A 19410-nucleotide genomic window follows, 5' to 3' on the forward strand; every position below is an offset into this window, starting at 1 on the left:
CAGCCCGGTGAATGACTGAGATGAATGACTGAGACCTCGCGCTCCCGCGCGACCGGACTCGCCGGACGTTCTCGTTCTGGCGAAACAAGATACGGCATTGATAAAGAATGCGAATATCAGGATCGAACCATTAGCGGGGATAATTCGGCGGCGGTCCGTGCTCCCGGATCGCATCGACCACCTCCCGATGCCGGCGATCCTCCCGTTTCATGTAGACGGCGATCACCGCATGCGCCGAAGGCACCAGAAAAAGGACCGGGAAGATCAGCCCGAAAATCACGCAAACCACGATCACGACCACGTTCAGGATGGCCGAGAACGGCTGGCCGTTGAACAGCAATCCGAGCGGAGGCAGCAAGGCGGCGAGCACGTAGATCATCGCAAGATCTCCCAGAGTTCACCAAGGATTTAGGAAGGCTCACGCGCTGCGCAATAGCGCCACGGCCCAAATTGATGCTACAGCCCCGCTCCGCCGTCCGCTTGCTCCGCGAGCCCGTATGAACAAGGAACGCCTGGTCCCGCTGATCGTCGCCGCCGCCCTGTTCATGGAGAACATGGACTCCACGGTGATCGCGACATCGTTGCCGGCGATCGCCGCCGATATCGGCGCCAGCCCGCTGACGCTGAAGCTCGCGATCACGTCCTACCTGTTGTCGCTGGCGGTGTTCATACCGGCAAGCGGCTGGACCGCGGACCGGTTCGGGGCGCGCTCCGTCTTCAGCGCGGCCATCGTGGTTTTCATGATCGGCTCGATCGGCTGCGCGCTATCATCATCGGTGACCGATTTCGTGATAGCGCGGACCCTGCAAGGGGTGGGCGGCGCGATGATGACGCCGGTCGGCCGTCTGGTGCTGCTGCGTTCGATCGACAAGAGCGCGCTCGTCAACGCGATGGCGTGGGTGACGGTACCGGCCTTGATCGGACCGGTGGTCGGTCCGCCGCTCGGCGGCTTCATCACCACCTATTTTTCATGGCACTGGATTTTTCTGATCAACATTCCGGTCGGCCTGATCGGCATCTTCATGGCGCAGCGCTACATCGACCCGATCCGCAGCGACAATCCCGAACGCTTCGACCTCTACGGGATGGTACTGGCTGGCATAGGGGTCGGCGGCATCGCCTTCGGCCTTTCGGTCGCCGGTCTCAACCTCTTGCCGTGGACGGTGGTGACCGCGCTGATCGGAGCCGGGTCGGTCTCGATGGCGCTTTATGTGATGCACGCCCGCCGCACCGACCAGCCGGTGCTCGACCTGACGCTGCTGCGCCTGCCGACGTTCCGGGCCAGCATCCATGGCGGATTTCTGTTTCGTGTCGGCGTCGGCGCGATGCCGTTCCTGCTGCCGCTTCTGATGCAGGTCGGCTTCGGCCTGTCGCCGTTCGGCTCCGGGCTCGTGACATTCTCATCGGCCGTCGGCGCCATCGCCATGAAAACGCTGGCGGCCCGCATCATCCGCGCCTTTGGCTTCCGCAACATCATGACTGTCAACGCGGTGGTGAGTTCGATCTTCCTCGCGGCCTGCGCGCTGTTCACGGTTACGACGCCGCTGCTGCTGATCATGATCATTCTTGTTGTCGGCGGCTTCTTTCGCTCGCTCCAGTTCACCGCGATCAACGCCCTGACCTATGCCGATGTCGAGCCCGAGCGGATGAGCCGTGCGACCACGCTGGCCAGCGTCAATCAGCAACTGGCGATTTCAGCAGGGGTCGCTCTCGGCGCATTCTCGGTCGAGACCACGATGCTGTTCCGCCACGGCACGGAATTGACAGCCGGCGATTTCGGCTCGGGATTTCTCGTGGTCTCGCTGCTTTCCGCTATGTCCACTTTCTACTTCATGCGACTGTCGGCCGATGCCGGTCATCAGGTTTCCGGCCGGCGCATGGTCATCATTTCCGATCCTACCCGGGAATCCGAGGCTGAGGAGGAAGCGTCCCGCGAGACCGTTACGGCGCGGGATCAGCGGATAAGCTAAGCTTTTACCTCAAGATCGCAGGAGGATTCCACATGGAGCCATTCTCGGGAGCGGTGGTGAATACCTACGCTGAAGGCCCACCTCGTCAGGTGCCGGGATTCGCCGATCTGCACCGGATGACGACGATGCTGCTCGTGGAACGGGTGCCCGACGACGGCCGAGTGCTGGTGCTGGGCGCCGGCGGAGGACTGGAGCTCAAGGCTTTCGCGGAATCGCATCCCGGCTGGTCATTCGACGCGGTGGACCCGTCTGCTCCCATGCTGCGGCTCGCTGAGCGGACAATCGAACGACATGCAAAGCGTGTACACTTCCACGAGAGCTATATCGACGATGCGCCACAGGGTCCGTTCGATGCCGCCACATCCTTGCTGACCTTTCACTTCATTCCTCGTGAAAAGCGGCCGGGAACGTTGAAGCAGATCCGCCGTCGTCTCAAACCGGGCGCGCCGTTTGTGGTCGCCCATATCAGCTTCCCGCAGACAGAGCCCGAGCGGTCGGTCTGGATCGCTCGTCACGTCGCATTCGGTGCGCGGCATGACACAAGTCCCGATCAGATGGAAAAGTCACGGCAGGCCATAGCCGACAGGTTATCAATACTCGCGCCGGAGGAAGAGGAGAGGATGTTGCAAGAGGCCGGATTCTCCAACGTCAGCTTGTTCTATGCCGGTTTCAGTTTCAAGGGCTGGTTATCGTACGCAGACTGAGCCGACTAACACTTATCCCTCCTACCACCGCGAAAGCCCGTCGCCATGACATAGCGTTCTGAGGAGTCCTGCCGGCTCGCGGCGGGCTTCACATGGCGGACCGTCTGGAAGTCACGCTTGAGTTGCACCAGCAGACCGGCATCCGCCCCGCTCTGGAAAACTTTCGCGATGAACGTTCCGCCGGGCCGCAGCACGTCGGACGTGAACGCCGCCGCGCTTTCGACCAGGCCCACGATCCGAAGCTGGTCGGTCTTGCGATGGCCGGTCGTGTTGGCCGCCATATCGGAAAGCACGACATCCGCGGCGCCATCCATCATCGCGAGCAGCTTGTCGGGAGCGCTGTCGTCGAGAAAATCGAGCCGGGCAAAGGTAACGCCGACGATCTCAGGCATCTCCAGTAGGTCGATGGCAATCACCCTGCCCTTGCCTTCGGCGGCCCCCACGCGTTTCGCGGCGACCTGACTCCAGCCGCCGGGCGCCGCGCCGAGATCGACGACCGTCATGCCGGGCTTCAGGAAGCGGTGTTTATCGTCCATTTCAATCAGCTTGAAGGACGCGCGCGAGCGCCAGCCGTCGCGTTTCGCCTGCGCCACGTAGGGATCGTTGAGCTGCCGCTCGAGCCAGAGCTTGGACGACAGCTTTCGCTTGCCGCCGGTTTTGACGGTCACATGCAGCCGGCCGGTGGTGTCTTTCGCCATATCGAACCGTCGCGCCCGAACCTGATCCGGGCATCCAATCAGAAAGCAAGCCGCGCTGTTGACATCCTGGTCTCGTTCACGCGGATGGATTGCCGGGTCGCTTGCGCGCAGATGCGCTTGGCGCTTTTGCCCGGCAATGGCGGAAGATCATTCTTGTGCATCAACTCAGTTGAATGCGCCATCCTCGCGCATCATTTCAACCAGCATGCCTTCACGCAGACCACGATCCGCGACCCGCAGACGCGGCAAGGGAAAGGCCCGCCGAATGGCATCCAGGATGGCGCAGCCCGCCAGAACCAGATCGGCACGTTCAATCCCGATACAGCCGTTGGCGACCCGTTTTTGATAATCCATGCCGCAGAGTCGCGCGATGGCCTGGGTCACCTCGATGTCGTTCATCCAGATGCCGTCAACCTTGCGGCGATCATAGCGCGCGAGGCCAAGATGGAGACCGCCAAGCGTCGTCACCGTGCCCGAGGTGCCCAGAAGGTGCATTCCATAAAGGTCGCGGCCATAGGCCTCCGCGAACGTAGCAATATGACCGGCAACTTCTTGCACCATGGACGCGTAAGATTGCGGCGTGATGTCGTGCCCGCCAAAACACTCGGCCAGCGTGACGACACCAACCGGAAGCGAGATCCATGCCCTGGTGCTCAGGTCGCCTTCGCGACGGCGTTCGATCCGAACAAGCTCCGTCGAGCCTCCGCCGATGTCGAAAAGGATAGCACCGCTCGCTTTGGGATGAACCAGCGGGGAGCAACCGATCACCGCGAGCGCGGCTTCCGTCTCCCGATCCACCACCTCAAGCTGGATGCCCGTGGCGGCGGCGACGCGACTGCGAAAACTCTCGGCGTTCGAAGCCGCCCTGCACGCTTCGGTCGCGATCAGCCTGAGGCGGCCCGCTTTCCTCGCGCGGATCTTGTCACGGCAGATCGCAAGCGCCGCGATCGTCCGCTCGATCGCCGCCTCGCTGATATACCCTGTCGATGAGATGCCTTCGCCCAGCCGGACAATTCGCGAAAATGAATCAATCACCCGAAAGCTGCCGCTTGCCGGCGAGGCGATCAGCAACCTACAGTTGTTGGTGCCGAGATCAAGCGCGGCATAAACGGCGGCGTCGGCGCTCGGCGAAGGACGGATAGCGCTCGCCGCGGTCATCGCGGCTTCCACCCCCCGAAAGCTGTCGCGCGACCCGGTCCCGGCATCAACGCAACGCTGGATATCATCATCCATGAATCCGTCTTTCCGCAGCCGCTCGGCAGGCCTACGAGACAATGTTTTTTCGGAAGTTTAGCAGCGCAGCGCGCCAGCGCAACCGCCATGGTTCCTTTGACCATCCTTGGGCCATCGTCTTTCGGATAACCCCGGCGGTCCGAGCCGTCACCAAACCGAGAAAAGATCAAAAACACCGCGCAATTCCATAAACTTCACGACCTATTGCGCTGCAAGGTCGGCTTTCGCAAGCGGTCACGCCATCTGGAATGAATCCAGTTCATACAACCACAGATATATGTTGAACAGCCACATGCACCTCTGCCGTCGAATTTAGACTTCCGCACCGTGCTCGCAATCCGCCTTCACATGGAGTAACACCCGCTGCCATGATGTCTGTGCAGCCGATCCGCCATTGACCGCCATTCGCCTCTACGTTGACGCCGACGCCTGCCCGGTGAAGGACGAAATCTATCGCGTCGCGGAGCGGCACGGCGTGTCCGTCAGCGTGGTGGCGGGAGGATATATCCGCGTGCCCGACCACCCCTTGATCGAACGCATCGCGGCCGGGCCCGGCATGGATGCGGCCGACGACTGGATCGCGGAACGCGCCGGCAAGACCGATATCGTCATCACGGCGGACATTCCACTGGCGAGCCGATGCGTCAAAGCGGGCGCCAGCGTGATCGCGCCGAACGGAAAGCCATTCACGGAGCAGTCGATCGGAATGACGCTCGCCGTCCGCAACCTGATGACCGACCTGCGCGCGAGCGGCGAAATGACGGGCGGCCCGCGCTCGTTCCAGCCGAGGGATCGTTCGGCATTCCTCTCGGCGCTGGACCAGGCCATTCGCCGCATCCGGCGCGCCTGCGCGGCACGGCAGGGCTGAAGACGATGGCGCCGCCGCTCGTCCAGTTGAAGGATATCGCGCTGACGTTCGGCGGCACGCCGCTTTTGTCGGGCGTCGAACTCACGGTATCTGAATCCCAGCGGCTCTGCCTGATCGGCCGCAACGGCTCCGGCAAGTCCACGCTCCTGAAGATCGCAGCCGGCCTCGTCGCGCCCGACAGCGGCAGCCGCTTCGTGCAGCCCGGCGCCACCGTGCGCTATCTGCCGCAGGAGCCGGACTTCGCCGGATTCGAAACCACGCTGACCTATGTGGAGGCGGGGCTGGGCCCCGGCGACGATCCCTATCAGGCCCGCTATCTGGTCGAACAGCTCGGCCTCACCGGCGAGGAAGATCCCGCGCACCTCTCCGGCGGCGAGAGCCGGCGCGCGGCGCTGGCGCGGGTGCTGGCCCCCTCGCCCGACATCCTGCTGCTGGATGAACCGACCAACCATCTCGATCTCACCACCATCGAATGGCTGGAAGGTGAGCTCGGCGCGCGGCGCGGCGCGCTGGTGCTCATCAGCCATGACCGCCGCTTCCTGTCCAATCTCTCACGCAGCACCGCATGGCTCGACCGCGGCCGTATCAGACAGATCGACCGGGGTTTCGCGAAGTTCGAGGAATGGCGCGACGAGGTGCTGGCCGAAGAGGAACGCGACCAGCACAAGCTCGATCGCAAGATCGTCGCCGAGGAACACTGGCTGCGTTACGGCGTCTCGGGCAGGCGCAAGCGCAACGTCAAGCGGCTCGCCGGTCTTCATGAACTGCGCCAGCAGCGCCGCGACTATCGCGGCACGGCGGGCAGCGCGACCCTCGCCGCTGCGGAGGCCGATAAATCCGGCAAGCTCGTCATCGAGGCCAAAGGCATCAGCAAGCGCTACGGCGAGCGGACCATCGTCGACGGCTTCTCGATCCGTATCCAGCGCGGCGACCGCATCGGCATCGTCGGCCCCAACGGCGCAGGCAAGACCACGCTGATCAACATGCTAACGGGAGCCGACACCCCCGACAGCGGCGCCATCCGGCTCGGGGCCAACATCGAGATGGCGACGCTCGACCAGCACCGCGAAAGCCTCGATCCGAAATCGACGCTGACGGAGGCGTTGACCGGAGGACGCGGCGATCACGTCATGGTCGGCGGCAAGCCGAAGCACGTCGTCAGCTACATGAAGGATTTTCTGTTCGCACAAGAGCAGATGCGCACGCCGCTCGAGGTGTTGTCCGGCGGCGAACGCGGCCGGCTGATGCTGGCGCGCGCGCTGGCAAAGCCATCCAACCTGCTGGTGCTGGACGAGCCGACCAACGACCTCGATCTCGAAACGCTCGACGTACTAGAGGACATGCTCGGAGACTACGAGGGCACCGTGATCCTGATCAGCCACGACCGTGACTTCCTGGATCGCGTCGTGACCTCGGTGATCGTTCCCGAAGGCAATGGCCGCTGGATCGAATACGCCGGCGGCTACACCGACATGCTGGCGCAGCGCGGCGCCGACCTCAAGCGCGAGGCGACGAAAGCCGCACCCGTACCCGAGGCAGGCCGTTCCGCGAAGCCCGCACCGGCTGCTGGCAAGCGGCGGCTCAGTTTCAACGAGAAACACGCGCTGGAAACGCTCCCGAAATCGATCGAAAAGCTTCAGGCTGAGATGGCCAGGCAACAGCGCCGCCTTGACGATCCCGACCTCTATGCGAGAGACCGCGCGGCCTTCGATCAGGCCTCCGCAGCGCTGGCCAAAGCGCAGGCGGAGCTGCAACAGGCCGAGGATCGCTGGTTAGAGCTGGAAATGCTTCGCGAAGAGATCGAGCAAGCCTGAGAGCTTAACGCCGCAACCATTTCAGCGCGCCTCGTCCGGCAGCCGCGCCGGTCGCGAACGACGCCTGCAATAGATAGCCGCCGGTCGGCGCTTCCCAGTCCAGCATTTCGCCGGCCGCGAACACACCCGGCAACCGCCTGATCATGTAGTCGTCGTCGACTTCGCTGAACGCAACTCCGCCTGCGGAGGAGATCGCCCGCGCGAGCGGCGCGATGCCCGTCAGCGTGAGCGGAACGGCATGGATCAAAGCCGCAAGCGATGCCGGCTGCGCCGATGCCGGATGATGATCGGTCGCCGCTTCCCGCAATAGCCCGATCGCGACCGGCGAAAGACCCGCCGCTTTACGCAGCCAGTTGGACATCGATTGTTTTCCTCGCGACGTGCTCAAGCGCGCGGCGAGTTGATCCGTCGCGGCATCGGCCCGAAGGTTGATGTACAAAACAGCGTTTCCCGCGATGTCGATGCGTTCGCGCAACGCCGCCGAGAGGGCATAGATCCCTCCACCCTCGATGCCTTCACGCGTGACGAGAGCTTCCCCGCGTACCGTATGCGGGCCGAATGACAGCGCGACGTTCTTCAGCGGCTGGCCCTCGAAGCGATCGCGGAAGACGTCGCTCCACGCTACGTCGAAGGCGCAGTTGGCCGGCCGCAGCGGCGAAACAACGATCCCTCTGGACGCGAGCTGCTCGACCCATGCGCCATCGGAGCCAAGCCGCGGCCAGCTCGCGCCACCGAGCGCCATGACCGTCGTGTCAGCCGCCACCGTGCGCTCGCCATCAGGCGTTTGAAACTTAAGGCGATCGTCGTGGTCCCAGCCGCTCCAGCGATGCCGCAGCGCTAGCCGCACGCCAAGCGTATCAAGCCGCTTGAGCCACGCACGCAACAGCGGAGACGCCTTGAACGCTTTCGGAAACACGCGACCGCTGGATCCCACGAACGTCGGCTGATCGAGATCGCCGGCCCATTGTCTCAGCGCCGCCGGCGTGAAGCTGTCGATCGCCGGCTGCAAATACGTTGCGGCCGCGCCATAGCGCGCCAGAAACTGCGGCAGCGGCTCGCTGTGCGTCAGATTGAGACCGCCGCGTCCCGCCATCAGAAGCTTGCGGCCCGCCGACGGCATGGCGTCGAACACAGTCACGCGCACGCCCCCGCGCGCGAGCACTTCCGCGGCCATCAGACCGGCGGGACCCGCGCCGAGAACCGCGGCCTGGGTATGAAGGGCGTCACGCATGCAAGCGGCGCAGGGTGGTCGTCAGGAAAAGTACAAAAGGGCAAGCCAGTCGGCGGCGAGCGCCGGCCGCGTCCCGCCCTCGATCTCGACGCTGACGGCGGTGCGTGACAGCAGTTCGCCAGGCTTGCGAAGCGTCGCCTCCACCAGCGTGAAGCGACCCCTGACGCGCGATCCGGATTTGACCGGCGATATGAAGCGGAGCCGGTCGAAGCCGTAATTCACCCGCATGGTGACGCCGGTGACCGGCGGAATCACCTGATGCGACATGACGCTGAGCAGCGACATGGTCAGGAATCCGTGCGCGACGGTCGCGCCGAAAGCTGTTTTCCTGGCCCGCTCGGGATCGACATGGATGAACTGATGGTCGTCGATCACGTCGGCATAGAGATCGATCCGCTTCTGATCGATCAGGTGCCACGAGGAAACGCCGATCTCCTGGCCCACCATCTGCCTGTAGGCTTCGAGCGAGACCGATGGTTGCTTCCACACCTCGTTCACGACTCACGCCTCCCCAGCTTTTGGCCTGAACGCCTGAATTTCAGGAAAGCCACCTGCGCAAAACGTCGTCATCGGTCGCCGCTGCTTTCCGCAAGCGCCCGGATATGCCGGATGATTCCCGAGAAATCGACCTCGCCGTTTCCGGCCGCATCGAACGCCTTGTAGATATCCTGCGCGTGCTGTCCAAGCGGCGTCACCGTTCCGGTGGAATCCGCCGCCGCCCTCGCCAGCGTCAGATCCTTCAGCATCAGCGCCGAGGCGAAACCCGGTCTGTAGTCGTTATTCGCGGGCGATGTCGGAACCGGTCCCGGCACCGGACAGTAGCTGGTGAGCGACCAGCACTGGCCCGACGCCTTTGATGCGGCATCGAACAGCGCCTGATGCGACAGGCCGAGCTTTTCCGCCAGCACGAAGGCCTCGGCGACCGCGATCATCGAAACGCCGAGGATCATGTTGTTGCAGATCTTGGCGGCCTGCCCCGTCCCGTCCCGGCCGCAATGGACGATCTTCTTGCCCATTGCTTCCAGGAAAGGCTTTGCGTCCTCGAAGGATTCAACTTCTCCCCCGACCATAAACGTCAGCGTTGCGTCCCTCGCGCCCGCGACGCCTCCCGAGACCGGCGCGTCGACCGAATGCAGGGAAGCCCTCGCCGCCAGCATATGGGCCCGCCGGGCGCTTTCGACATCGATGGTTGAACAATCGATCATCAGCGCGCCCCTGGTCGCCGCGGGCATGACATCGGTCCAGACCGACACCACGTGCCGGCCCGCCGGCAGCATGGTGATGATGACGTCCGCGTTTGTCACCGCGGCTCTTGCGCTGCCCGCGATGGTCACGCCGTTCGTTCTGGCTGCGTCGCACAAGGCCGGAACGAGATCGAAACCGACCACACTGTGGCCGGCCTTGACGAGGTTGGCAGCCATGGGTCCGCCCATGTTGCCGAGACCGATGAACGCTATGGCCGCCATGCTGACCTCCCGTCGAGGTGACTTGTTCTTTTGCTCTAGAGCATGATCCGATCAAGTTGAATCGGACCATGCTCTGGAAATGGTTGTCTGGTCGCATTTTCTTGCGGCGAACCGGTATCCACTTCGCCGGAAAATGCTCTAACTGAACACGAGTTCGTCCGCACCGGCATTCGCAAAATAGGGGGCTATCATCTCCGGCGTAACATCGCCGATCGCCGCCGGCGACCACTTCGGATTGCGATCCTTGTCGATGATCGCGGCGCGAACGCCTTCGCGAAAATCGTCGCTCGCAAAGACCGCAAGCGCGGCGCGATATTCCCGCGCCAGACACTCCTCCAGCGTGGCCGAGGCGCGTGCGAGCCGCAGCAGTTTTAACGTCACGACAAGACCGCGTGGCGACTTCTCGTTCAGTACCTTGAGGATTGACCGCGCGAGTTCGGACCCGTCACGTTGCAGGGTCGTCAGGATGTCGGCCATTCGGCCATGGGCGAACCACGCATCGATCCGGGGTCGGATCGCCGTGACAGAACTCGCGGATTCGTCGGCTGCAAATCCCGCGATCGCAGCTCTCACGCGGGCTGAATCCGCGCGGGCGCCAAGATCGACCAGCGTCTCGCGCAACGCGGCGAGTTTTCTCGACGGCACGCTCACATCGGCAAGGCCGGCGTAGATCGCATCCGCTCCGTTCATGTTCTGGCCGGTCAGCCCGAAGTAGGTTCCGACTTCACCAGGCGCGCGCGACAACAGCCAGGTTCCTCCGACATCCGGGAAGAAGCCGAGACCGACCTCCGGCATCGAGAGTCTGGTTCTTTCGGTGACGACGCGATGCGCGCCGTGCGCCGACAATCCGACGCCGCCGCCCATGACGATGCCGTCCATGAAGGCGACATAGGGCTTTGGGAATTTCGCGATCCGCGCGTTGAGCAGGTATTCCTCGCGCCACATCACCCTGCCGAGATCACCTCCGGCATTCGCGCTTTCCCAGAGCGAGCGGATATCGCCGCCCGCGCACAGACCGCGCTCGCCGGCGCCTTCGATCAGGATCAGACCGACCTCGGGATCCGCTTCGAATTCGTCCAGCGCCTTGTGGATCCCTCGGAACATGTCCAGCGTAACGGCATTGATGGCCCTCGGACGGTTGAGGCGAACGATGCCCGCGCTCCCCTCGCGCCGCGTGATCAGGTCGGGCTCATTGCTTGTTGCGACCATCATCGCGCCCCCTCGATCACCTTGCGCGACACGATCAGGCGCATGATCTCGTTGGTCCCTTCCAGGATCTGATGCACGCGCAGATCGCGCACGATTTTCTCGATGCCGTACTCGCTGAGATAGCCATAGCCGCCGTGCAGTTGCAGCGCCTGATTGGCGACATCGAAGCCGACATCCGTGGCCAGCCGTTTAGCCACCGCGCACAGCATGGTGGCATTGGTGTCCTCCCGGTCCAGCGCGGAAGCCGCGCGCCAAAGAAAAGTTCGCGCCGCTTCAAGCTCGGTCGCCATGTCGGCGACCTTGAATTGCAGGGCCTGGAATTCGTCGAGCCGCTTGCCAAACGCCTTGCGCTCCTTCATGTAACCGAGCGCCTTGTCGAGCGCCGATTGCGCGCCGCCGAGCGAGCACGCGGCGATGTTCAGCCGTCCGCCGTCGAGTCCGGCCATCGCGATCCTGAACCCGGCACCTTCCGCGCCGATCCGGTTGGCGACCGGCACCCGCGCGTTCTCGAAGATCACGGCACGCGTGGGCTGCGCATTCCATCCCATCTTTCGTTCGTTGGCGCCGAACGAAACGCCCGGTGTGCCGCGCTCGACCACGAGCGCCGAAACGCCATCCGGGCCGTGGTCTCCGGTGCGGACCATAACCACATAGAGGTCGCTCGCGCCGGCTCCCGATATGAACTGCTTCTGTCCGTCGACGACGTAGTGGTCTCCGTCGCGCCTCGCGCGGGTCCGCAAGGCGGCCGCGTCCGATCCCGCGCCGGGCTCGGTCAGGCAATAGCTCGCCAGCAGATCCATGGTGCAGAGTTTCGGCAGCCATTTTCGCCGCTGCTCGTCCGAACCATGGGCATCAATCATCCACGACGCCATGTTATGGATCGAGATGAACGACGAAACGGTGGGACAACCCTGCGCCAGCGCCTCGAAAATCAGCGTCCCATCAAGCCGGCTCAAGGCCGAGCCGCCGACATCATTGCGAATGCAGATGCCGCCGATCCCGAGCGCCGCCGCCTCCCGCATCGTCTCAACCGGAAAGTGCTTCTCTTCATCCCATTGAAGCGCGAACGGCGCGATCTTGCGGTTCGCGACGTCGCGCGCCATGTCGCGGACAGCGATCTGCTCCTCGGTCAGCGCGAACTGCATACGCGATCCCTGCCGGTCACTTGCTATGGAACGCGAACTGCGCCCCTTCCTTGACGTCGGAGGGCCAGCGCGAGGTGACGGTTTTGGTCCTGGTGTAAAATCGAACTGAATCCGGACCGTACTGATTGAGGTCACCGAAGGCCGAGCGCTTCCAGCCGCCGAAGGTGTAGTAGGCGACCGGCACCGGGATCGGCACATTGATGCCGACCATGCCGACCTGGACGCGCGAGGCGAATTCGCGCGCGGCGTCACCATCTCGCGTGAAGATCGCAACGCCGTTGCCGTAGTCGTGTTCGGACGGCAGCGCCACCGCTTCCTCGAAATCTTTCGCGCGCACCACCGAGAGCACCGGACCAAAAATCTCCTCCTTGTAGATCCGCATGTCCCTTGTAACGTTGTCGAACAGACTGGCCCCCATGTAGAATCCGTTCTCGTAGCCTTGCATTTTGAATCCGCGGCCATCGACCGCCAGCGTGGCGCCTTCCTTGACGCCGATCTCGACATAATTCCTGACACGCTCCAGCGCCGCCCTGGTGACGAGCGGACCAAAATCGGCGGACGCGTCGGTGGACGGCCCAATCTTCAGGCTTCCCACCCGCGGGATCAGCTTTTCCATCAGCCGGTCGGCCGTGGCTTCGCCGACGGGAACCGCGACCGACACCGCCATGCAGCGTTCACCGGCCGCACCATAGCCCGCCCCGACCAGCGCCTCCACCGACTGATCCATATCAGCGTCGGGCATGATGATCATGTGATTCTTGGCGCCGCCGAAGCACTGGCACCTTTTACCCGTCGCGGCGGCGCGAGAATAAATGTAATGCGCGACCGATGAGGAGCCGACAAAGCCGACCGCCGCGATATCGGGATCGTCAAGAATGGCGTCCACCACCTCCTTGTCGCCGTTGACGACATTGAGAATGCCGGGCGGCAAACCGGCCTCAAGCATCAATTCGGCCAGCCTCATCGGCACGCCCGGATCGCGTTCGGACGGCTTCAGGATGAAGGCGTTGCCGCAGGCGATGGCCGGCGCGAACTTCCACATCGGGATCATCGCCGGGAAATTGAACGGCGTGATCCCGGCGACGACGCCGAGCGGCTGCCGCATCGAATAGCTGTCGATGCCGGGACCGACGTTCTCGGTGAAGTCGCCCTTCATCAGTTCGGGAATGCCGATGGCGTATTCGACAACCTCCACGCCGCGGAAGATGTCGCCATGGGCATCGGGAATGGTCTTGCCATGTTCGCGGGCGAGCAGTTCGGCGATCGCATCATTGTCGCGCGCCACCAGTTCGAGAAACTTCATCAGCACGCGGACGCGGCGCTGCGGGTTTGTCGCCGCCCAGGCCGGCTGCGCCGCCCTGGCATTCTCCACGGCCTCGCGCAGTTCGGCTTTCGACGCCAGTGCGACCCTGGCCTGCACCTCGCCCGTCATCGGCTGATACACATCTGAAAAACGTCCCGATGCGCCCTCGACATTCCTGCCGCCGATGAAGTGCCCGATGATGCGCATGTTTACTTCCGGCTCGCTCGCATAGTCCCGTTGGGACACCCCTGATCCGTATACTCTTTCGCTCCGCGTCTTGAAGGATGCGCGTTGTTAGAGGCTATCGAAACGGCTCAAGAATCGAAACATAGTTCGCAACCGCCGTGCCACCCATGTTGAAGATGCCGGCGAGCCTGGCGTCCCTGATCTGCATGCCCTCGGGCGCCTCGCCCGCGAGTTGCATCGCGCTCATCACATGCATGGAAACGCCGGTGGCGCCGATCGGATGCCCCTTGGCCTTCAGGCCGCCGGACGGATTGACCGGCAACCGGCCGTCTTTCTGCGTCCAGCCTTCCTTGATGGCGCGCGCCCCTTGCCCCTTCGGCGTCAGCCCCATGGCCTCGTACTCGATCAGTTCGGCAATGGTGAAGCAATCGTGAGTCTCGACGAAAGAGAGATCGGACAGCGTGACGCCGGCCTTCGCCAGCGCCCGCCGCCAGGCTACCGTGCAGCCCTCGAACGCGAGAATGTCGCGCCTCGACATCGGCAGGAAATCCTGCGCGTGGCCGGTCCCGCGGATGCTGACCGCCTTGCGCGCCGACCTTGCCGTGTCGGCATCCGTCAGCACCAGCGCGGCCGCACCGTCAGACACCAGCGAACAGTCCGTGCGCTTTAGCGGCCCCGCCACGAAGGGATTTTTCTCGCTCTCGGAACGGCAGAAGTCGTAGCCGACATCCTTGCGCATCTGCGCGTAAGGGTTGGCGACGCCATTCCTGTGATTCTTCGCCGCGATCATCGCCAGCGCATCCGAGGCGTCACCGTATTTCTGAAAGTAAGCTTGCGCGATCTTGCCGAAAATGCCGGCAAAGCCGCCGACAGTATCGCCATCTTCGGGCAGATAGGAAGCGCGCAGCAGATTGCGGCCGATCTCCGGACCGGCGGTCCGCGTCATCTGCTCGACGCCGACCACAAGCACGATCCTTGCCGCCCCGGACGCAATCGCGCGGATGCCCTGATGCACCGCCGCCGATCCGGTGGCGCAGGCGTTCTCCACCCGCGTCGCCGGCTTGAAGCGGAGTTCCGGAGCGGCCTGCAGGACGAGGGCCGCGGTAAAATCCTGCGGTGAGAAGCCGGCATTGAAATGCCCGAGCACGATCTCATCGACATCGCCGACGGAAACCCCGGCATCGGCCAGCGCGTCGGTTGCGGCCTTTACCACAAGGCTTTCGACGGTCTCAGTGTCCAGTTTTCCGAACGGCGTATGAGCCCATCCCACGATGCTGGCGCTCATGATCCTGCTCCATATCCCGGCCCGGATCACGATGATTCCGGATCGCATGGATTCCAGAACCATCAACGTGATCGGATCTATTTGCGAGCGGGACGCAAGCGGGTAGCCGCCACACACTCCCCTCCCGCACTGGTCTCATGCTGGAATATAGTCTGTCAGGAACGCCGCGTTCAGGGGCGATTGCGGAATTCTTCACTGGCCTTCACTGGATTGCCCAACGCACGCAGCCTCTGCCAATCCGAGATCGAGGGGGCCGCATGAAAGCGGCGACAGCAGATCAACGCCGTTTCAGGAAAACCTCTTTGATCGTCCGCCCTTAGCTGTCGACAGCGTCTTCGACTTCTTTGGAGCGGCGGAGTTCGCCTTGTGCCCGTTCAGCCTTCTGCGACCGGGCTTGGGGCCGGCGTTATTTTCAGCGCTCCCCCGAGAGTGCTTCTTTTCCTCGCGCGCCGCCGCCCGCAGCTTCTTTCGCTTCTTTTCGCAGGAGTCGCACTTGCAGCCGATCGGCTTCAGGTACTCCTTGAAATACTCGGTGCCGTAGTCGTAGTTGATCTCCTCGCCAGGCGCGATGTCCTTGATGGCGCGAATATCCACGCGGCGCTTGATCTTGCGAACATCCGACTCCGCATTCGGTTTGCAGGAGTGGTTGATATAGCGCGCGATGTTCGAGCGCATGGAGCCGTCGATGGTCCAGCGGCTGGTGATCTGGAAGAGATACTTGTTCTCGACCGCGTCGTCCTTCTCCTTGGTGCAATCGAGCAGCCGTCCGACGTACCGGATAATTTTCGTGCCCTTCTTGATTGGCTTGGTGGCGAAGAGGCCGAGCCCGGTGCGGGAGCGGCCAATGCGGTAAGGCTTATTCGGAGGGATGACAGGCATGATCGGCTAAACTGAAATGCTCACTGGTGATGACGAGCTTCGTGAATGCGCTGTTTTGCATGATTCCGCGGCAATTGTCAGGTGCCTCCATCCCTGAGTGTTGACCATCCATCACGGCATATGGGTTTATCTTCGTCCTGGTTTCTGCAATAAACAACTCGTGCGCTGGAAGCGTAAACCACAATGAGGCTCTCGAAAAAGGACGAAGCATTGTTAAAGGTGGATTTCTCTCGGATCAATCAGGCCAAGGCGGTCTTCGATGACATCTATATCCAGGACGATCCAAGGTCGTATTTCTCGACCCTGGGCGACCTCGACTACATGATCACCGATGTCGCCGAGCCGGTCATCCGCCAGATATTATCCGCCAAGGCGTCCGTCACCGAATCCAAACCGGTGGTGCTCGACGTCGGCTGCTCATACGGCATCAACGCCGCCGTGCATCGCTTCCCTCTGACCTTCGGCGGCCTGCGCCATCGCTACGCCCGGCGCGAGATCAAGGCCGTGTCTTCCGAAGAGCTGATGCAGCTCGACCGCAATTTCTATGCAAGCTGGCCCGATCATGGCCTCGCACGGTTTATCGGCCTCGACGTATCCGCGCCGGCCGTTCGCTATGCAACGCGCGTCGGGCTTCTCGATCAGGGTATCGTCGCCGACCTCGAAAGCCAGCCGCTTTCCGCGGAGGACGCGTGCATCATCAAGCCCGCTGACGTCATTCTGTCCACGGGATGCATCGGCTATGTCACCGAAAAGACGTTCGGCAAGCTGCTCGATGCAACCGAGAAGAAACCATGGATCATTTCCTTCGTGCTGCGGATGTTTCCTTATGACTCGCTTGAAAAGACCTTCGCCCAGCGCGGCCTGGTTACGGAAAAGCTGGGCGGCGTAACTTTCATCCAGCGCCGTTTCCGCGACGCCGAGGAGTTCGAGAACAGCCTCGCGACACTCGCAGCCGCCCACATCGATTCAACAGGTCTTGAGTCCGAAGGTCTGTTTCACGCCGATTTGATCCTTTCCCGGCCAGAGGCGGATGCGCGCGTCGCGTCGCTGGAAGACATTGTTACCGTGGCGAGCGGACGAGGCCGCCCGATCGCCCCGCGTTATGTGCATGTCGAAAGCGATGACGGCCTGCAGGTGACGCTGGAGCCGTGATCCGTGCCCCGCGCGTCCCGCAACTTCGTGACTGTTCTGAGTATGCCATCAGGCTTTGAGGCGCAGTTTGGCCGGATCGGGCGCGAACCTATCCACCGCCAGCCAGCTTGATTGTTTCTCTCGGGAGATCGTTGAATGACAAGCCCGCGCCGCTGCCTCACCGCCAGCCTTTGTGTTGCCGCGGCGGCGATGCTTGCCTCTCCACCGGCCCTCGCCGACCGCTGCGACGACCTGGCCGCACAACTTAAAAGCCAGATCGACGGCCTGAACATCGGCAAGACCGCAGCCAATGTGATTTACCTGTCGCATCCCGCGACCACGCAGTTGATCCTCGGTTGCTCCAACCGCAAGTTCACCAATGAACTGATCGCGGGCACAGACACCCGCAAGCCGAATCCCGAGTTTTACGATCTAGTGGCGCGAGCTTCCGCCATCATCTTCACGATTCCGATCGCCGATACGCTGAGAGGCGCGACCCGCTGCATGAAGCGCATGGGCCTGTTACGCGGCGACGACGTGCAAACGCGCTTCCGGCGGCTGAACATGCATTGCACCCGCACCAAGACCAGTTCCGCCATCGCGGTGTCCCGCGGCATCGACGAGTAAGAGCCACGAGCGATCGGAACTGTCTCGGCCGGGACTCGCTGCCAGTCGTGGCAGCGATCTGGTATTCTCTCCAGGCTTCGCGTTGGAGGGTCAAGAATGCAGGATGGGAAAACTTACACAGGCGGCTGCCATTGCGGGCAGGTGCGCTTCGAGTGCACAACTGATCTTGCCATGGTGACCGCGTGCAACTGCTCGATCTGCACCAAGAAGGGATTGCACATCACGTTTCTCGCGCCTCAAAGTTTTCAACTCCGGGCGGGCGAGGATAATCTCAAGGAATACCTGTTCAACAAGCAAATGATCCGGCATCAGCTTTGCATCGACTGCGGCGTCGAGGTATTCGCGCGCGGCAAGAAACCTGATGGCACCGAGGTGGTCGCCCTCAATGTGAGTTGCATCGACGGCATCGAGTTGTCCCGCCTTACATTGACGCCGATCGACGGGCGCAGCCTCTGAAACCCGACGCTTTTGCCACGACGTTTTCGCGCCCGAGTCCCTCCGCTTCTGATGGAATCAGAAACGGGTTCCATGATTTTGATTTGACGCGTTTTCTTCACGCGAACCGGTGTCCATCCGGATCAAGCCCGAGGACATGCTTCGCTTGAAAACGCTCCAGGCCATTTTCCGCCCTTCGTTCAGCGCAAACAAATTGAGCGCAAACAAAAAGGCGCCGCGAGGCTGTCGCGGCGCCTTTTGAATGATCATCCCGACCGGTCAGGTCTGCTGGATGGCCGACAATTCCCACTTTCCACCATCCCGACGCGCGAAGGTCCAGATCTCGGCCGCTTCCTGCGGCTGGTCACCGCCATCCACGATGCGGCCGCTGGCCCGCTCAGTGGTCTTGTCGATCAGCGAGTAGCGCAGCGCCACCGTGGCATAATCGGTCACGCCCTCGCGCCATGCTTCCGCGAGATCGCCCTGCAGAAGCTTGACGTCCGACACCGTGTTGACCACGCCGCGGGCGTCGTTGGCCCGGAGATCTTCGGTGAAGTATGACACCATTTCCGGCGTCGCCAGCGTGTGCAGGGTATTGACATCTTCCTTTGACCACGCGGCCTGGATTTCTCCGAGCAGGCGCTCAAAGGTTTCATAGTCGGATGGTGTGATTTCCAGCGGCGCGGCGTTTGACACCGAACCGAAACCGAGACCGCTACGGGCATTGGTTTGAGCAGCGGAGCCCGGCGTCGGTCCGGCATAGGCAGGCGCATTACGCCGCTGCCACCACGACATCGCAAAACGCACGAGGAGATAGATCAGGCCGACCTGGAGCACCAGGCCGATGATGGACGACAGACCTTCGAGACCACCGAACAGGCCGCCGCCGAACAGCATGCCCAACAAGCCAGCGCCGAGGAATCCCGCGGCGAGGCCGCCGAGCATTCCCATGCCCGGCCGGGCGGAGCGTCCAGCCGCCGCGGCGCCTGCGGCGGGACGGCCGGGTTGACTCATGGTGCGGTCGAACGGACGCGCCGCGTTCGGCGCGGTGCTGGTGGCGGGCGGCGCGGAGAAGGTGTGCGAGCCGCGCGACCCCATGCTCTTGCCCCCACCGATGCGGGCGTCCGCTGCCGAAACAGCGAACATCAAGGGAAGCGCCAACGACAGGACGACGGCGAAAGCCTTCATCAAGCCGGACGCCCGCTTAGCCAATTTCATACGTTATT

19 protein-coding genes are annotated in these 19410 nt (G+C 62.8%); 7 read left to right on the forward strand and 12 right to left on the reverse strand.

Annotation, left to right across the window (positions count from 1 at the left end; translation table 11 throughout):
* Positions 1-130: 130 nt before the first annotated feature.
* Positions 131-379 (reverse strand): hypothetical protein, encoded by a 249-nt coding sequence (locus tag NWI_RS11200; protein ID WP_011315370.1) that lies wholly within the window; start codon positions 377-379, stop codon positions 131-133.
* A gap of 118 nt (positions 380-497) precedes the next feature.
* Here NWI_RS11200 and NWI_RS11205 point away from each other — a divergent pair, with 118 nt between their 5' ends.
* Together NWI_RS11205 and NWI_RS11210 are read left to right on the forward strand one after the other, a co-directional pair.
* Positions 498-1970, forward strand: a complete 1473-nt coding sequence (locus tag NWI_RS11205; RefSeq protein WP_011315371.1) for a DHA2 family efflux MFS transporter permease subunit — start codon at positions 498-500, stop codon at positions 1968-1970.
* 32 nt (positions 1971-2002) lie between these two features.
* Positions 2003-2674 carry a class I SAM-dependent methyltransferase gene (locus NWI_RS11210; RefSeq protein ID WP_011315372.1) on the forward strand — a complete coding sequence of 224 codons (672 nt, stop codon included), beginning with the start codon at positions 2003-2005 and terminating at the stop codon, positions 2672-2674.
* 5 nt (positions 2675-2679) lie between these two features.
* Here the strand turns inward: NWI_RS11210 and NWI_RS11215 are convergent, their stop codons facing one another.
* Together NWI_RS11215 and NWI_RS11220 are read right to left on the reverse strand one after the other, a co-directional pair.
* The gene (locus NWI_RS11215) at positions 2680-3372 is read right to left on the reverse strand and encodes an RlmE family RNA methyltransferase (RefSeq protein ID WP_011315373.1); all 693 of its coding nucleotides are present in this window, start codon (positions 3370-3372) and stop codon (positions 2680-2682) included.
* A 165-nt stretch (positions 3373-3537) separates the two neighbouring features.
* The gene (locus NWI_RS11220) at positions 3538-4605 is read right to left on the reverse strand and encodes a Ppx/GppA phosphatase family protein (RefSeq protein ID WP_011315374.1); all 1068 of its coding nucleotides are present in this window, start codon (positions 4603-4605) and stop codon (positions 3538-3540) included.
* Between the two features lie 394 nt (positions 4606-4999).
* Here NWI_RS11220 and NWI_RS11225 point away from each other — a divergent pair, with 394 nt between their 5' ends.
* Both NWI_RS11225 and NWI_RS11230 read left to right on the forward strand, forming a co-directional pair.
* Positions 5000-5473, forward strand: a complete 474-nt coding sequence (locus NWI_RS11225; protein ID WP_011315375.1) for a YaiI/YqxD family protein — start codon at positions 5000-5002, stop codon at positions 5471-5473.
* Between the two features lie 5 nt (positions 5474-5478).
* A complete protein-coding gene (locus NWI_RS11230; protein WP_011315376.1) occupies positions 5479-7287 on the forward strand; it encodes an ABC-F family ATP-binding cassette domain-containing protein in 1809 nt (602 codons plus the stop codon).
* A 4-nt stretch (positions 7288-7291) separates the two neighbouring features.
* Here the strand turns inward: NWI_RS11230 and NWI_RS11235 are convergent, their stop codons facing one another.
* From NWI_RS11235 to NWI_RS11270, 8 genes are all read right to left on the reverse strand, one after another.
* The gene (locus NWI_RS11235) at positions 7292-8518 is read right to left on the reverse strand and encodes an NAD(P)/FAD-dependent oxidoreductase (protein WP_011315377.1); all 1227 of its coding nucleotides are present in this window, start codon (positions 8516-8518) and stop codon (positions 7292-7294) included.
* A 21-nt stretch (positions 8519-8539) separates the two neighbouring features.
* Positions 8540-9016, reverse strand: a complete 477-nt coding sequence (locus NWI_RS11240; protein ID WP_011315378.1) for a MaoC family dehydratase — start codon at positions 9014-9016, stop codon at positions 8540-8542.
* Between the two features lie 68 nt (positions 9017-9084).
* A complete protein-coding gene (mmsB, locus tag NWI_RS11245) occupies positions 9085-9984 on the reverse strand; it encodes a 3-hydroxyisobutyrate dehydrogenase (protein WP_011315379.1) in 900 nt (299 codons plus the stop codon).
* A 138-nt stretch (positions 9985-10122) separates the two neighbouring features.
* Positions 10123-11196: an enoyl-CoA hydratase/isomerase family protein gene (locus NWI_RS11250; protein ID WP_011315380.1), complete on the reverse strand. Its 1074-nt coding sequence runs from the start codon at positions 11194-11196 to the stop codon at positions 10123-10125.
* Positions 11193-12338, reverse strand: coding sequence for an acyl-CoA dehydrogenase family protein (locus NWI_RS11255; protein ID WP_011315381.1), 1146 nt, complete (start codon positions 12336-12338; stop codon positions 11193-11195). The genes NWI_RS11250 and NWI_RS11255 overlap by 4 nt, the downstream gene beginning before the upstream one ends.
* A gap of 16 nt (positions 12339-12354) precedes the next feature.
* A complete protein-coding gene (locus tag NWI_RS11260) occupies positions 12355-13848 on the reverse strand; it encodes a CoA-acylating methylmalonate-semialdehyde dehydrogenase (RefSeq protein ID WP_041345033.1) in 1494 nt (497 codons plus the stop codon).
* A 94-nt stretch (positions 13849-13942) separates the two neighbouring features.
* Entirely contained in the window at positions 13943-15112 is a 1170-nt protein-coding gene (locus NWI_RS11265; RefSeq protein WP_011315383.1) for an acetyl-CoA acetyltransferase, read from the reverse strand.
* A gap of 288 nt (positions 15113-15400) precedes the next feature.
* Positions 15401-15991: an SET domain-containing protein gene (locus tag NWI_RS11270; RefSeq protein WP_011315384.1), complete on the reverse strand. Its 591-nt coding sequence runs from the start codon at positions 15989-15991 to the stop codon at positions 15401-15403.
* A 183-nt stretch (positions 15992-16174) separates the two neighbouring features.
* On the opposite strand from NWI_RS11270, the gene NWI_RS11275 reads away from it, so the two are divergent.
* From NWI_RS11275 to NWI_RS11285, 3 genes are all read left to right on the forward strand, one after another.
* Positions 16175-17143: a class I SAM-dependent methyltransferase gene (locus NWI_RS11275; RefSeq protein WP_011315385.1), complete on the forward strand. Its 969-nt coding sequence runs from the start codon at positions 16175-16177 to the stop codon at positions 17141-17143.
* 135 nt (positions 17144-17278) lie between these two features.
* On the forward strand, positions 17279-17749 hold the full coding sequence (locus NWI_RS11280) for a hypothetical protein (RefSeq protein ID WP_011315386.1): 471 nt from the start codon (positions 17279-17281) through the stop codon (positions 17747-17749).
* Between the two features lie 96 nt (positions 17750-17845).
* Positions 17846-18205 carry a GFA family protein gene (locus NWI_RS11285; protein ID WP_011315387.1) on the forward strand — a complete coding sequence of 120 codons (360 nt, stop codon included), beginning with the start codon at positions 17846-17848 and terminating at the stop codon, positions 18203-18205.
* Between the two features lie 258 nt (positions 18206-18463).
* On the opposite strand, the gene NWI_RS11295 is transcribed toward NWI_RS11285, so the two are convergent.
* Complete coding sequence (locus NWI_RS11295) at positions 18464-19402, reverse strand: Tim44 domain-containing protein (RefSeq protein WP_011315388.1); 939 nt, start codon at positions 19400-19402, stop codon at positions 18464-18466.
* Between the last annotated feature and the right edge of the window lie 8 nt (positions 19403-19410).

This window comes from Nitrobacter winogradskyi Nb-255 (assembly GCF_000012725.1).
In the GTDB taxonomy this organism is placed as follows: Bacteria; Pseudomonadota; Alphaproteobacteria; order Rhizobiales; family Xanthobacteraceae; genus Nitrobacter; species Nitrobacter winogradskyi.

Bases quoted from the DNA above. Each gene is read 5' to 3' on its own strand.
- NWI_RS11285 (WP_011315387.1), top strand. From the start codon at position 17,846: ATGCAGGATGGGAAAACTTACACAGGCGGCTGCCATTGCGGGCAGGTG.
- NWI_RS11280 (WP_011315386.1), top strand. From the start codon at position 17,279: ATGACAAGCCCGCGCCGCTGCCTCACCGCCAGCCTTTGTGTTGCCGCG.
- NWI_RS11215 (WP_011315373.1), bottom strand. From the start codon at position 3,372: ATGGCGAAAGACACCACCGGCCGGCTGCATGTGACCGTCAAAACCGGC.
- NWI_RS11250 (WP_011315380.1), bottom strand. From the start codon at position 11,196: ATGATGGTCGCAACAAGCAATGAGCCCGACCTGATCACGCGGCGCGAG.
- NWI_RS11210 (WP_011315372.1), top strand. From the start codon at position 2,003: ATGGAGCCATTCTCGGGAGCGGTGGTGAATACCTACGCTGAAGGCCCA.
- NWI_RS11270 (WP_011315384.1), bottom strand. From the start codon at position 15,991: ATGCCTGTCATCCCTCCGAATAAGCCTTACCGCATTGGCCGCTCCCGC.
- NWI_RS11255 (WP_011315381.1), bottom strand. From the start codon at position 12,338: ATGCAGTTCGCGCTGACCGAGGAGCAGATCGCTGTCCGCGACATGGCG.
- NWI_RS11260 (WP_041345033.1), bottom strand. From the start codon at position 13,848: ATGCGCATCATCGGGCACTTCATCGGCGGCAGGAATGTCGAGGGCGCA.
- NWI_RS11205 (WP_011315371.1), top strand. From the start codon at position 498: ATGAACAAGGAACGCCTGGTCCCGCTGATCGTCGCCGCCGCCCTGTTC.
- NWI_RS11230 (WP_011315376.1), top strand. From the start codon at position 5,479: ATGGCGCCGCCGCTCGTCCAGTTGAAGGATATCGCGCTGACGTTCGGC.
- mmsB (WP_011315379.1), bottom strand. From the start codon at position 9,984: ATGGCGGCCATAGCGTTCATCGGTCTCGGCAACATGGGCGGACCCATG.
- NWI_RS11235 (WP_011315377.1), bottom strand. From the start codon at position 8,518: ATGCGTGACGCCCTTCATACCCAGGCCGCGGTTCTCGGCGCGGGTCCC.
- NWI_RS11275 (WP_011315385.1), top strand. From the start codon at position 16,175: ATGAGGCTCTCGAAAAAGGACGAAGCATTGTTAAAGGTGGATTTCTCT.
- NWI_RS11295 (WP_011315388.1), bottom strand. From the start codon at position 19,402: ATGAAATTGGCTAAGCGGGCGTCCGGCTTGATGAAGGCTTTCGCCGTC.
- NWI_RS11220 (WP_011315374.1), bottom strand. From the start codon at position 4,605: ATGGATGATGATATCCAGCGTTGCGTTGATGCCGGGACCGGGTCGCGC.
- NWI_RS11200 (WP_011315370.1), bottom strand. From the start codon at position 379: ATGATCTACGTGCTCGCCGCCTTGCTGCCTCCGCTCGGATTGCTGTTC.
- NWI_RS11265 (WP_011315383.1), bottom strand. From the start codon at position 15,112: ATGAGCGCCAGCATCGTGGGATGGGCTCATACGCCGTTCGGAAAACTG.